General features: G+C 46.9%; 13 protein-coding genes. 5 read left to right on the plus strand and 8 right to left on the minus strand.

Going from position 1 to position 12,267, the window contains the following annotated elements; translation table 11 throughout:
• Window positions 1–28: 28 nt before the first annotated feature.
• Entirely contained in the window at window positions 29–865 is an 837-nt protein-coding gene (locus L5M49_RS10800) for a hypothetical protein (RefSeq protein WP_263177603.1), read from the minus strand.
• Window positions 866–1,139: 274 nt separating this feature from the next.
• On the opposite strand from L5M49_RS10800, the gene L5M49_RS10805 reads away from it, so the two are divergent.
• The 4 genes from L5M49_RS10805 (at window position 1,140) to L5M49_RS10820 (ending at window position 3,753) form a co-directional block, all read left to right on the plus strand.
• Complete coding sequence (locus L5M49_RS10805) at window positions 1,140–1,499, plus strand: DsrE/DsrF/TusD sulfur relay family protein (RefSeq protein ID WP_006083495.1); 360 nt, start codon at window positions 1,140–1,142, stop codon at window positions 1,497–1,499.
• Between the two features lie 146 nt (window positions 1,500–1,645).
• Window positions 1,646–2,044, plus strand: coding sequence for a nitrous oxide-stimulated promoter family protein (locus L5M49_RS10810; RefSeq protein WP_173248043.1), 399 nt, complete (start codon window positions 1,646–1,648; stop codon window positions 2,042–2,044).
• Window positions 2,045–2,101: 57 nt separating this feature from the next.
• Window positions 2,102–3,016, plus strand: coding sequence for a hypothetical protein (locus L5M49_RS10815; RefSeq protein WP_131524953.1), 915 nt, complete (start codon window positions 2,102–2,104; stop codon window positions 3,014–3,016).
• Between the two features lie 152 nt (window positions 3,017–3,168).
• A complete protein-coding gene (locus L5M49_RS10820) occupies window positions 3,169–3,753 on the plus strand; it encodes a YSC84-related protein (RefSeq protein WP_219251787.1) in 585 nt (194 codons plus the stop codon).
• Window positions 3,754–3,900: 147 nt separating this feature from the next.
• Here the strand turns inward: L5M49_RS10820 and L5M49_RS10825 are convergent, their stop codons facing one another.
• The 7 genes from L5M49_RS10825 to L5M49_RS10855 form a co-directional block, all read right to left on the minus strand.
• The gene (locus L5M49_RS10825; RefSeq protein ID WP_263266053.1) at window positions 3,901–4,755 is read right to left on the minus strand and encodes a universal stress protein; all 855 of its coding nucleotides are present in this window, start codon (window positions 4,753–4,755) and stop codon (window positions 3,901–3,903) included.
• A 32-nt stretch (window positions 4,756–4,787) separates the two neighbouring features.
• Window positions 4,788–6,278 carry a SulP family inorganic anion transporter gene (locus L5M49_RS10830; RefSeq protein WP_263266054.1) on the minus strand — a complete coding sequence of 497 codons (1,491 nt, stop codon included), beginning with the start codon at window positions 6,276–6,278 and terminating at the stop codon, window positions 4,788–4,790.
• Window positions 6,279–6,734: 456 nt separating this feature from the next.
• On the minus strand, window positions 6,735–7,985 hold the full coding sequence (arsJ, locus tag L5M49_RS10835) for an organoarsenical effux MFS transporter ArsJ (protein ID WP_263266055.1): 1,251 nt from the start codon (window positions 7,983–7,985) through the stop codon (window positions 6,735–6,737).
• 5 nt (window positions 7,986–7,990) lie between these two features.
• Window positions 7,991–9,001, minus strand: coding sequence for an ArsJ-associated glyceraldehyde-3-phosphate dehydrogenase (locus L5M49_RS10840; protein ID WP_263266056.1), 1,011 nt, complete (start codon window positions 8,999–9,001; stop codon window positions 7,991–7,993).
• A 63-nt stretch (window positions 9,002–9,064) separates the two neighbouring features.
• Window positions 9,065–9,178, minus strand: coding sequence for a thioredoxin family protein (locus tag L5M49_RS10845; protein ID WP_173248055.1), 114 nt, complete (start codon window positions 9,176–9,178; stop codon window positions 9,065–9,067).
• An 11-nt stretch (window positions 9,179–9,189) separates the two neighbouring features.
• The gene (locus tag L5M49_RS10850; protein ID WP_173248056.1) at window positions 9,190–10,188 is read right to left on the minus strand and encodes a permease; all 999 of its coding nucleotides are present in this window, start codon (window positions 10,186–10,188) and stop codon (window positions 9,190–9,192) included.
• Between the two features lie 90 nt (window positions 10,189–10,278).
• Window positions 10,279–10,626: a metalloregulator ArsR/SmtB family transcription factor gene (locus L5M49_RS10855; protein WP_263266057.1), complete on the minus strand. Its 348-nt coding sequence runs from the start codon at window positions 10,624–10,626 to the stop codon at window positions 10,279–10,281.
• A gap of 356 nt (window positions 10,627–10,982) precedes the next feature.
• On the opposite strand from L5M49_RS10855, the gene L5M49_RS10860 reads away from it, so the two are divergent.
• Complete coding sequence (locus tag L5M49_RS10860; protein ID WP_263266058.1) at window positions 10,983–12,266, plus strand: arsenic transporter; 1,284 nt, start codon at window positions 10,983–10,985, stop codon at window positions 12,264–12,266.
• The last annotated feature ends 1 nt before the right edge of the window (window position 12,267 follow it).

Genomic DNA, 12,267 nt, shown 5'->3' on the forward strand with positions numbered 1-12,267 from the left:
TTACCCGCTAAGCGCTCCCTACAACATATCAAGCCGTGGTTGCTTTAGTCTGTGCTTTCTCAATCCGGTTGATTCGGCCCTCAAAGCCAGTGACAGTGCCATCACTCAGCCCAAGCTCGAGTGCTTTACGACAGATGACAATGGCGGCATCGAAGGCTTGGGTATCATTTAGCAAGGTGGCTAAATGCAGGAAACCGGAAGATTTAAGCTCAGTATCTTTGCCTTGCTCGGCGCTAGCCGCTTGGAACAGTGCAATATACTCTTCCGCTAATTGAGCACCATAGTTGAGATAATCCGCCGATTTACGCTGTTTGTAGCATTCAGCAATCATATTTTGCAGCGCGGTATAGCGAGCACTGGCTGACGTCGCTCCTTGATACTCCTCAAAGGCCCGAACTAAAGTCACATTCGCCCAAGCCCCTGGCGCACCGACCTCAGAACGTGTGTTCGATGCTGGCTCTGCTTCAGTCTTAACGTCATCTTGTTCATCTGCAGGCGTGGCGCCTAAAATGATCACCGCCTCTTCATTATGGGCCGCAGGAATATCGACTTCGATGATATCTGTATCTAGCGCCACCGAAATGCTCGCAGGGCTTTCGGTATCACGGGGCATTAATTCGGCTTCAACTTCGATAACGGGCTCTACTTCAGCCACACCAGTATCCTCAACCCTGTTAACTGGCTCAGGTTCTACACGCTCGGGCTCAACAGCGGAGAAAATAGGTGCCTCTTCGGTGGGAACTACAGGTTTTACCGAGGTCGACTTGGGTTTCATCGCCTCTTGTTCTTCTTTCGCCAATCGCTGCGCGCGAAGGAATAAAAACACCCCGACAGCAATCAGTATAAATACGACTAAGATCTTCATTCTTGTTCACCTTTGATGGCCGCTTCTCATCAGAAGCCGTGTCAATGGGTTTGCCAACGTCCATCAGGACTGCGTCCATGGCAACCGAGTCTAGCTAAAAATTGAGCAGAGATTAACCGCTATTAAAGTCCATTGTGTCGGTGCAAATCAAGTATTTATGCCTTTTTATACGATCTTGCGCTCAAATAGTTATAGCCAATTGCGCTAGACTGGCACAATCGAGTTCCCTAATCCCCCCCATCCACCTGCTTATAACAAACATAAGGAAAACCTGATGCAAAGTATTCTTATCGTGGCCCATGCCAGTCCCTACGGAACAGAAAAGCTATTTAATAGCTTACGCATCGCATTAGCCCTGAAGGATCAGGACGAGCAAGCGGTCGATCTTAAACTTTTTCTCATGTCAGATGCCGTGTTTGGCGCACTCAAAAATCAAACCACACCTGACTTAAGCTACAACCTGCAGCAGATGTTTGAAATTCTCTCGGCACAGCAAGTTCCGATTCTACTTTGCAAGACCTGTGCTCAAGCGCGAGGCGTTACCGCGGAAATGATCATCGAAGGCGCGCACATAGGTACGCTGCAAGATTTAACCCGCTGGACATTAGCTGCCGACAAAGTGATGCATATCTAAGGTTGACTTGTAAGTGCGACATTGAGGATGAAGGATTGTTTAAAGCCCTATTTTGTGCGCACCTTCATAAATTGGCGCTTTCGTTTTGTCAGCGCCAATTTCACTGCCTATGATGGGATATCCGAGTGACAAGCTAAGGTATTCCAATGGGCACAGCCACACTGCTTACGGGCAAACTCCTGTACGAACACCAAACCATTGCCGCTATGGTGGCGATTTATTGCAAAGCGAAACACCAAGGCCAAGACTCAACAGGTCTATGTGTAGATTGCATCGAGCTATTGGATTATGCCGCGACACGCCTAGATCGCTGCCCCTACGGACAAAACAAACCCACCTGTAATAAATGCCCAGTACATTGCTACAAACCCGCGCAGAAACAAATCGTCAAAGAGATCATGATCTTTTCTGGTCCACGGATGTTATTACCGCATCCCGTTCGTGCAATCAAACACTTACTCGCAGAACGCGTTCCCGTTCCCAGCGTTGTGCCAGAGGCGGCTTCAAATCGTCATCGGCGCATAGCAAGCCAGCAGAAAAACTAACGGCGATACTTTTACCGAGCCGATTTCCCTGATATAACAGGGCTCGAGGTATCGCATATGAACGAGTTTCATAGTTTTTTCACTCAAGCTTATTGGTGGCTGTCATTATTTGGAGGCGTACATTGCCTCGCGTTAGCTATTTATATTCGCTATTTCTATCACCCAGACGCTAACCAAAAACTCCTCGCCGCTTTCTTAAGTCTTATTGCTCTATACTTCCTCACGGGTATGTTGAACCGCGATAACAGTCCAATTCCCATTCATATCCTATTCAATCTGATTAACCCTATCTATTTTTTGCTCATGCCTTTGCTCTATCTATATTGCAAACGCAGTTTAGCACCAACCAATAAACCGCTAGGATTTTCAAAGCATTACTGGCCATCTGCATTCACCTTAGTTTTCGCCATTTTAGATATTGCCTTAAGATTAACTGCGCATCCCATCAACGAGTGGCAACCCATAGCTCTGATGCTTAAAGAAATGAGTATCAGCCAATGGGGCGCTCTACTCCCAGCGCTGTTATCTGTACAAACCTGTTTTTACTTTATCGCGCTGTGGATGTTGTTTCGTCGACATAAACGCAATCAAAGAGATGTCACTCAAACCCAAGAGGCGCTCGGCACCATTCGGTTTCGTTGGCTGATAAGCTTGACCTTGGCCATGTTGTTGAATTGGTTAATCCGCGTATTTGTGGTGATCTTGCCTTTCTATCTTGGTGATAATCTATCGCTACTTTCCCACGCATTGCCAAGGCTGACCTTACTACTGAGCATGTATATGCTGGCGGTGTATGGGCTAAAGCAAATCACCCGCTCTGCCTACTTAAAAGGCCGCATGGCCGAACCACAGCTAGAGCAACGCCCACTCGTCATTGAAAATATTCTCACCCCAGAGGAGTATGAATTTTTGCATCAAGTTCAGCAGGACGATGCAGAAAAAAACCAAGGTTCTTCGCCACCTAAGAACTAATTGGCGAAACCGCACTCCAATCATCACCACCAATATCACTCCAACCATTAAGTCGAACACTGAACCTAAGCTGACACATATGTCACTTTTGGCTGTCATTTGTGTCGATAAAGGCTAGTCTGGAACAACTAAAGACTTGAAGAGGCGTTACCATGAAATCATTTTTAACAGCCATTGCGGCATCAACATGCCTTATTGTGAGCCTATTTGCTGCCCCAACTGCACATGCAGATGAAAGCTACGATCAGGCAGTAGTCAATTTCCAAAAAGCGAAAGAAACCAGTAAATTTTTCGACACAGCCTATGGCTATGCTTTATTCCCAACTGTGGGTAAAGGCGGAATTGGGATCGGTGCAGCCTATGGCAAAGGCCGAGTCTACCAAGGCGGTGCCTATATGGGTGATTCGAGTCTGACTCAATTATCCATCGGTTTTCAATTAGGTGGACAAGCCTACAGCGAGATCATCTTCTTTAAAGATGCCAAAGCCTATGAAGCATTCACGAGCGGCAGTTTCGAGTTTGACGCCCAAGCGTCGGCAGTTGCAATCAACATGGGAGCAAGCGCTCAAGCAGGAACCACAGGCAACTCAGCAGGTGCTGGTCAATCGGGTGGTAATCGCTCGGCGAGCGGCTCTTATATCAACGGTATGGCAGTATTTACCGCAGCAAAAGGCGGCTTAATGTTTGAAGCCGCTCTTGCGGGTCAAGCCTTTAGCTTCGAGCCAAAAGCTAACTAAGACGAGCCATTCGGCTGTGATATCAAACGGCGAGCCTAAATGCTCGCCGTTTTTTCTTAAATGATTACCTCAAGCTTCTGACTCAGATGTTCTAACTAAAACCAAGTCATTAGGATTGAGCGAAATAAGTTGAAATGCATATTTAACTTAGCGAAGTAATAATAAGGGGATATGGCTTTTACTGATCATCCTTGTGGTGTTACTACCCACAAAAAACTCCCGAATACGCGAATGACCATAGGCGCCCATCACCATAAGATCGATTTGATGCTCAAGTTGATAGATCTCAAGGGCCGTTTGCACTTCTCCCTGACAAACGGTGGTAACCACATTGAAATCCGCCGCAATCAGAGATTCGGCCACCAACGCCAGTTCAGCTGTCGCCAGCGATTGAGCATCAGACACCATCACTAAATGACATTCAAGCCCTTTTAAAAGTGGACTCGTTAGCACTTGATTAAGGGCTTTTTTCGCAGTAATGCTGCCATCATAGGCGATCATAAATCGAGTCGGTGCAGTAAACTCGTCCATCACCACTAAAATAGGCTGCTTAAGCGTGCGAATGACATTTTCTAAATGGCTGCCAATGGCCTGCGCTTGATCTTGATGCTGCTCCCCTTGACGGCCCATCACCACCAGTCTGGCATGAGATTCTTGCTCTAACAGGGTTTCGACTAAATCGCCGTGACGCTGCAAGGTTGCAACCATTCTGCTAGGCTGCTTCTCAACAACGCGGATTTTTGCGTCTTGCAGCATATACTTACCCTGCTCAAGTGCGAGTTTGCCTCGACGCGCTTCAAGCTCAACCATTTCATTGAGTAAGTGCTCCCGTGTACCTAGGCCAATATTTCCTGACAGATTTGACTCTATCGGATAAGCAGACTTATCCAATACATGCAATAGAGTTACTGGGGCATCCAGTTGCTGAGCGGCCCAGCCACTGGCGTCACATACGGCGAGTGTCACTTTTGAACCGTCGATACAGGCAATCACATTTGTCATCGTTATTTTCCTTTTACTGTGTTGCTAAGGGCTTAGTGACCAGACATCATGTTTTCAACGTCTTCAGGCTTATCGTGCACCCCAAATTTATCGACTATGGTTGCACTTGCTTGGTTAAGGCCAATTAACTCCACTTCAGTTCCCTCGCGACGGAATTTAATCACTACCTTGTCTAGGGCCGATACCGCAGTAATATCCCAGAAATGCGCTTGAGATAAGTCGATAGTCACCTTATCAACCACTTCCCTAAAATCAAATGAATTACTGAACTTATCTGCCGAGGCAAAAAAGACTTGCCCAATAACTTGATAATGGCGACCAGCGTCGGCAGCAGCCGTTAGACTCTTAACCACCATAAAACGGCCCACTTTATTAGCAAAGAACAGAGACGCGAGTAATACCCCCACAAATACTCCCATAGCTAAGTTATGGGTAGCGACCACCACAGCAACGGTCGCCACCATCACAAGATTGGTTGATATTGGATGATGCTTAAGATTACGAATTGAATCCCAAGAGAAAGTACCGATAGACACCATGATCATCACGGCAACCAGTGCCGCCATAGGGATGAGCTTTAACCATTCGCCGAGGAATACAATCAATATGAGTAGAAATACCCCCGCTGAAAAGGTCGATAACCGTCCGCGACCACCCGATTTAACGTTGATGATCGACTGACCAATCATAGCGCAACCAGCCATACCACCCATTAAACCCGCGCCGATATTGGCAATACCTTGGCCCTTACACTCGCGATTCTTATCGCTTTGGGTATCGGTTAAATCATCGACTATGGTGGCGGTCATCATAGATTCTAGCAAACCCACCACGGCAAGGCCGGCCGAGTATGGGGAGATGATCATCAGAGTTTCAAGGGTCAATGGCACTTCAGGCCAGAGGAAAATAGGTAAAGTATCAGGCAGTTGTCCCATGTCGCCGACAGTACGAATATCTAACCCCATATAAACCGCAAAAAGCGTTAATCCGACAATACACACGAGAGGCGAAGGTACAGATTTACCGATCACAGGGATGAGTGGGAATAAGTAGATAATACCAAGGCCTGCAATCGTCATCGCATACACATGCCAAGTAACATTAGTCAGCTCGGGCAACTGGGCCATAAAGATCAGAATCGCCAGTGCATTCACAAAGCCCGTCACCACAGAACGGGAGACGAAACGCATCAAGCTTCCTAGCTTTAAGTAACCCGCGGCAATTTGCAGCACACCAGTTAATAGGGTCGCCGCGAGTAAATACTCGAGGCCGTGTTCTTTCACTAAGGTCACCATCAACAACGCCATAGCACCCGTTGCGGCAGAGATCATACCAGGACGGCCACCTGTAAACGCGATGACCACTGCGATACAGAATGAAGCATACAGGCCGACTTTAGGATCGACGCCTGCAATAATAGAAAAGGCAATCGCCTCAGGGACTAACGCCAGTGCAACCACAATACCGGCTAACAGATCTCCGCGTATGTTGGAGAACCACTCTTTTTTCATGGTTTGTATCATGTCACTCACTCTGATTGAAATTTAATCATATCTTCCAATAGCTAATATCAACACTTGACTCAAATGTCAGCGCATAGCCAATAAGGTACTTATGCGTCAAGGTGACGGAATGCAATTGGGATTATGGGGTACTGCAAAACAACTACCGAGTCGGTAGCTACTAAGGACAGATCTTAACGATCCAAGAAGGAAGGATTAAACTAATGCGGCTTAATGCTCATCACCGAAAAATAACCTCACTTATATGAGCCAACTCAAATTTGACTGCATTAAAAATAGTTGTGCTATTGGGAATAGCGACATAATGACGTGTATAAAACAGGCCGGAGTATAGAGAGTTGTTTGCTCAAAATCAAAAAACTTCAGTTAACATCAGAGTGATTAAAATACCCACCATACTTTGGTGGGTATTGAATAAAAACAACCGCAACAACTCAGGGATAGCTTAGGTAAGTATTAAGCACCATCTGATATCGCTTTATGCCGAGGCAGCTTAATTGAGATAAGCGCCGCTAACGCAATAAATGCCGCCGATATCCACAGACAAGCCGCCATGCCATACACTTGATACACCCAGCCAGACAACACAGTGCCGATCAAGCGTCCCATAGCATTCGCCATGTAGTAAAAACCCACATCTAACGATACGCCATCTTCATCCGCATAACTGACGATAAGATAGCTGTGTAATGAAGAGTTGATCGCGAATAAGGCGCCAAACAGCATCAATCCCCAAATCAGTATATTCTCGGCATGAAAGTCATAACTTATCGCCAGCGCAATGCCTGCCGGCACTATGCTCAATATCGCCGCCCAACCTAAGGCGCTACGTCCATCGGGAACCTTGTTTTTGCCCGCCGACTTTGTCCCCGTCAAGCGAGGTGCGAAGCCTTGCACTATGCCGTAGCCTATCACCCAGAGTGCGAGAAAACCGCCGACATACCAATGATCCCAACCAAAGGCTGAGGCCAAATAAACGGGTAAAGCCACCACAAACCACACATCCCGCGCACCAAACAAAAACATGCGTGCGGCAGAAAGCGTGTTTACCGCCGGACTCTTAGAGAAAATTTCCGTGAACTTAGGTTTGTTTTTGGCTTTACCTAAATCGCGCTGCAAACTTAACAGACTAAAAATCCACACCAGCAATAGGCCAATCGCCATACCTAACACGGCCAGCTGGAATCCAAACAGGGTCAGCAAGGCACCGCCCAAGAAGAACCCCGCGCCCTTTAGCGCATTTTTGGAGCCAGTGAGCATGGCAACCCACTTATACAGCTCACCCTGAGCATCATTGGGCACCAACAACTTGATACTGCTTTTAGCGCTCATCTTATTGAGATCTTTAGCGATACCCGACAAGGCCTGCGCCGCCATCACCCAAGCAACCGTCAGCATACCGCTAGGCACAAGCAGCATGCTAAGGGCAACAATCTGCATAAATAGGCCCACATTCATGGTCTTATTTAAGCCTAAACGCGCCCCGAGCCAGCCGCCGACTAAGTTCGTTACCACCCCAAAGATTTCATAGAAGAGGAATAGCATGGCAATTTGCAGCGGGCTATAACCTAAGCCATGAAAATGGAGCACCACTAACATACGTAATGCGCCATCGGTAAGCGTGAATGCCCAATAGTTGCCTGTGACCACCAAATACTGGCGGATCTCGGGTGATATGTTAGACAAGAACCCTGTCAGCTTAGCCATAAAGCTTATGCCTTATCCATCAGACCGACCATGCGGGCCAGTTCGACGGTGCGATTGGCATAACCCCACTCGTTGTCATACCAAGCGTAGAGTTTGACCTGAGTGCCATTGATAATCATGGTCGATAGCGCATCGATAATGCTCGAACGCGGATCGGTTTTATAATCAACCGAGACTAACGGTCGTTCCTCATAACCTAAAATACCTTTTAGCGGTCCGTCTGCCGCTTCTTTTAACAGGCGATTGACTTCAGCTTCGGTCGTTTTGCGACTCACCTCGAACACGCAATCGGTTAATGAGGCGTTCGCTAATGGCACCCGCACCGCATGGCCGTTAAGCTTACCTTTGAGTTCAGGGAAAATATGGGTAATGGCCGTCGCTGAGCCCGTTGTCGTGGGGATTAAGCTTAAACCACAGGCCCGCGCACGGCGGAGATCTTTATGCGGTGCATCTAAAATAGTTTGAGTGTTGGTAATATCGTGAATAGTCGTCATGGAACCATGCACTATGCCGAGGTTTTCGTGGATCACTTTAACGATCGGCGCCAAACAGTTAGTAGTACAGGAGGCCGCAGTCACAATCGGATGAATGGCTTTGTCATAGAGTTGATGATTCACTCCTATGACAACGTTTAACACGCCCTCTTCTTTAACAGGCGCCGTGACTACAACGCGTTTAACGCCTTGATCTAAATAAGCTTGTAGCACTGCTTTGGTTTTCATCTTACCCGAGGCTTCAATCACCACATCACAGCCGGACCAATCGGTTTCGGCGATGGTTTTATTGCGAGTACAGCGAATACGCTTGCCATCGATAATGATGTCATCGCCATCGGCATTGGCTTCGTACTGCCAGCGACCATGCACAGAGTCGAATGTCAGCAAATGGGCTAAGGTCGCCGCATCCCCTGCGGGATCATTAATCTGCACAAATTCAACCTCATCCCAGCCCCAAGCAGCGCGCAATGCTAAACGTCCCATACGGCCAAAGCCATTTATCCCGATTTTGATTGTCATACCTGCATCCTTCACACTCAGTTTTATATTAGGTGTTTTATATTATTTTTTAAGATTAAAGCGTTATCTGTTCGATATAGCCGCGTTGATGCCCTTCTCGTTGGCAATGGCCGTAATGATCTCAGCGGTTTTAGTGCATTTAGCGCATCCGCTACCTAATACTTTGATGTTTAACATTTTTATAATTCTCACAGAATAGGACCTATAGCGTTAAAGATCCAACCGATTAAGGTGAATGAAATCAATAAAATGGCAAAAACGATGGCCAGCAAACGCCATTGCATCACCTGCTTGAGCAAAATGAACTCGGGAAAACTGGCGGCAACCGTAGACATACAAAATGCTAATGTCGTCCCTACGGGCAAGCCATTAGTGATAAGGCTCTCCATGATAGGAATAACCCCTGTGGCATTGGAATACAGAGGAATACCAATCAATACCGCCGCAGGAACCGACCACCATTGACCATCGCCTAAGTGGGCTTCGATCCAACCGTCAGGCACAAATCCATGGAGTGCGGCGCCAAGCCCAACCCCAATAATGACCCATTTCCACACTCGGCCAAAAATCTCTAGGGTCTCGCCTTTCGCAAATTCATGTCGCTCGGTTAACGTCATGGATGTCGATGTCATACCCTCGCTATTATCGCGACTTGCTTGCGCCTGACCTTGCTCGAGTGCTTTGGCGGCAAAGGATTGCAGCCAACGCTCAGCGCGAATCGTGTCTAAAAATGCCCCCGCCAACATACCCACTGACATGCCGACTAGCACGTATATCACAGTGAACTGCCAGCCCAGCAGACTCACAAGCAACAGAACGGCGACTTCATTAATTAACGGCGAAGTGATCAGAAACGCCATAGTGATCCCAACGGGGATCCCCGCGGAAGTGAAACCTAAAAAAACCGGAATACTCGAACATGAGCAGAATGGGGTAACAGCGCCAAAACCCGATCCCATAACGTAACCGACAAAACGATTTTTACCCGCCAAGTAATCCCGAACACGCTCAACATTGAGCGAGGCCCGCACCAAAGCGATGCCATAAATCATCAGCAACAGGAGCGCAAAAATCTTAGTGGTATCTTCAATAAAAAAATGGATGGCGTCGGCGAGCTTAGTATTGGGCTCTAAACCCATCAAATCAAAAGTTAACCAGCTCGCTAAATCTGAAAATATTTGCAGCATTGTTACGCCACCTTAATATTAAGCAAAACTTTAGACACGTAAACATATGAAAAAACGTATATTTGAGGTTAAATTTTTGCTGCTAGTCTTCTAGCAGCAAGCTTTAGCACGGTCAGGACGCCCGCCCATCTTGCACAAATTACGCATATTTTCTTCAAGGAATACAGTGTGTTGGTTGGTAACTTCACTCAGCACTAACTGACTCCATTCGGGTAAGTCATTATTGATACGATAGAAAATCCATTGCCCCTGACGGCGATCAACTAATAAACCGCATTTACGTAATTGGGCCAAATGTCGCGAAATCTTAGGCTGGGTCTCTTGCAATGCCTCGGTCAATTCACAGACACAGAGCTCCCCCTCTTGCTGGATCAACATCATGCAACGCAAGCGGGTTTCATCGGCTAAACATTTAAAAAACTGGGTTGGATTAATCATTGATGCCCTTAGACTGAACTAGTACAAACATTTTGTTCCTTTTGTTAACTTTCCTAAAGGTTCATTCAAACAGCAAGCTGTGAGCGGTAAGAAACAACACTCGTTTTTCATGGCTATGGATCTTTTGGAAAGACCTTGTACAATATATACGAATTTTCATATATGTAAATATCCGTATATATGATCACCTTAAGTTTCACGCATTAATCAAAATGGTGTTTGAGTATAGTGTTCAACACTAAGATACATACGAAAATTCACATATAAAAAATCATTCAGACCCACCGACAATATCGTTAGGTGAGGCATTATTTTATGGTTACGGGTAGACAATCTCTACTCTTTGAGGAGCTTGTATGTGGTTAGCAGGGGCAATTTTTGTTCTCACCATAGTGTTAGTAATTTGGCAACCTAAGGGGTTAGGCATAGGTTGGAGTGCTACCTTGGGCGCCGTATTGGCCTTACTACTGGGTGTGGTCCACTTAGGGGATATTCCTGTGGTATGGAATATTGTCTGGAATGCGACCGCCACCTTTATTGCCGTGATCATCATCAGTTTATTATTGGATGAGTCGGGATTTTTCGAATGGGCCGCGCTGCATGTGGCCCGTTGGGGCAAAGGTCGTGGGCGTTTACTCTTTACTTACATAGTATTACTCGGCGCGACTGTTGCCGCATTGTTTGCCAATGATGGCGCGGCGCTGATCCTCACCCCCATAGTGATTGCTATGTTACTGGCTCTGGGCTTTAGCGCCGGAGCAACCTTAGCCTTTGTAATGGCGGCGGGTTTTATTGCCGATACCGCAAGTTTGCCGTTAATTGTCTCTAACCTAGTCAATATTGTTTCAGCGGACTTCTTCAACATAGGTTTTAACGAATACGCCTCTGTGATGGTGCCTGTCGATATTGCTGCTATTAGTGCCACCTTAGTCATGCTGCATCTGTTTTTCCGCAAAGATATTCCCGCGACCTACGACCTAGAAAAACTACGCGAACCTAAGGCCGCTATTCGCGACCTCAACACCTTTAAAACCGGTTGGGGCGTATTAGTCTTACTCTTGGTGGGCTTTTTTTGCTTAGAACCCCTCGGTGTGCCCGTGAGTTTAGTCGCTGCCGTGGGTGCCCTGATCCTGTTTGTTGCCGCGAAAAAAGGCCATGCTATAGATACCACTAAAGTACTTCGCGGCGCGCCATGGCAGATAGTGATCTTTTCATTAGGCATGTATCTAGTGGTTTATGGTCTTCGCAACGCAGGCTTAACCGATTACCTATCAAGCGTATTAAATAGCTTGGCAGAACAAGGGCTTTGGGCTGCCACTATGGGCACAGGCTTCTTGGTCGCGTTTTTATCGTCCCTCATGAACAACATGCCAACGGTGTTAATTGGCGCCCTGTCGATAGACGGTAGCAATGCGACCGGCGTGATTAAAGAAGCCATGATTTACGCTAACGTGATTGGTAGCGATTTAGGTCCTAAAATCACCCCCATCGGCAGTTTAGCAACCCTGCTATGGCTGCATGTACTGGCGCAGAAAAATATTAATATTACCTGGGGTTATTATTTCCGCGTCGGCATAGTAATGACGCTACCAGTGCTATTTGTCACCCTAGCGGCACTGGCGCTGCGCCTCTCCTTCTAAT

It is taken from the genome of Shewanella sp. SM74, from assembly GCF_025653725.1.
Lineage (GTDB): Bacteria > Pseudomonadota > Gammaproteobacteria > Enterobacterales > Shewanellaceae > Shewanella > Shewanella oncorhynchi.

Coding starts and splice junctions, on each gene's coding strand:
- L5M49_RS10800 (WP_263177603.1), bottom strand. CDS start 865: ATGAAGATCTTAGTCGTATTTATACTGATTGCTGTCGGGGTGTTTTTA.
- L5M49_RS10805 (WP_006083495.1), top strand. CDS start 1,140: ATGCAAAGTATTCTTATCGTGGCCCATGCCAGTCCCTACGGAACAGAA.
- L5M49_RS10810 (WP_173248043.1), top strand. CDS start 1,646: ATGGGCACAGCCACACTGCTTACGGGCAAACTCCTGTACGAACACCAA.
- L5M49_RS10815 (WP_131524953.1), top strand. CDS start 2,102: ATGAACGAGTTTCATAGTTTTTTCACTCAAGCTTATTGGTGGCTGTCA.
- L5M49_RS10820 (WP_219251787.1), top strand. CDS start 3,169: ATGAAATCATTTTTAACAGCCATTGCGGCATCAACATGCCTTATTGTG.
- L5M49_RS10825 (WP_263266053.1), bottom strand. CDS start 4,755: ATGACAAATGTGATTGCCTGTATCGACGGTTCAAAAGTGACACTCGCC.
- L5M49_RS10830 (WP_263266054.1), bottom strand. CDS start 6,278: ATGATACAAACCATGAAAAAAGAGTGGTTCTCCAACATACGCGGAGAT.
- arsJ (WP_263266055.1), bottom strand. CDS start 7,985: ATGGCTAAGCTGACAGGGTTCTTGTCTAACATATCACCCGAGATCCGC.
- L5M49_RS10840 (WP_263266056.1), bottom strand. CDS start 9,001: ATGACAATCAAAATCGGGATAAATGGCTTTGGCCGTATGGGACGTTTA.
- L5M49_RS10845 (WP_173248055.1), bottom strand. CDS start 9,178: ATGTTAAACATCAAAGTATTAGGTAGCGGATGCGCTAAATGCACTAAA.
- L5M49_RS10850 (WP_173248056.1), bottom strand. CDS start 10,188: ATGCTGCAAATATTTTCAGATTTAGCGAGCTGGTTAACTTTTGATTTG.
- L5M49_RS10855 (WP_263266057.1), bottom strand. CDS start 10,626: ATGATTAATCCAACCCAGTTTTTTAAATGTTTAGCCGATGAAACCCGC.
- L5M49_RS10860 (WP_263266058.1), top strand. CDS start 10,983: ATGTGGTTAGCAGGGGCAATTTTTGTTCTCACCATAGTGTTAGTAATT.